The following is a 382-nucleotide window of genomic DNA, read 5'->3' as shown; positions in this document are numbered from 1 at the left end:
AAAACTCGCCAGAGGCGAACTCAACACACTGGGATCAAGCCTCAATAAAAACCAGCGCACGCTCAATCAGCAAAAGGCTGTTCTCGATAAAGCCGGGATCAGCATGGATAAGCTGGCCGCAGCCAGCGAAGATCTGAAACAGCAGCAAGCGGCGGCTGAAAATGCGCTTGAGGGCGTTAACAAAAACCTGGCGCGTCAGAACAGGCTGCTCGATGAAAGCAGTAAAGGCGCAGAGGATTTTGGCGGTTCAATAAAGCAAGCCACTGCATCACTGCTGGCCATGGCTTCGGCTTATATCGGTGTTGATCGCCTCTGGGCTAGTTTGACAGGCATCTTATCGGCAGGTGATAAGGCCAAGGCATTCACTGCCCAAATGACTGCA

Annotated in this window: 1 protein-coding gene; it reads left to right on the top strand. The window is 52.4% G+C overall.

The window, feature by feature from the left end; translation table 11 throughout:
• The coding region (locus tag HCX89_RS22695; protein ID WP_167717533.1) for a hypothetical protein at positions 1 to 382 on the top strand (382 nt) is incomplete at both ends.

Source organism: Shewanella sp. Iso12 (assembly GCF_012030025.1).
GTDB lineage: Bacteria > Pseudomonadota > Gammaproteobacteria > Enterobacterales > Shewanellaceae > Shewanella > Shewanella algae.
The sequence above is the reverse complement of the archived record's forward strand: the minus strand, read 5'-3'. Positions and strand labels throughout refer to the sequence as shown.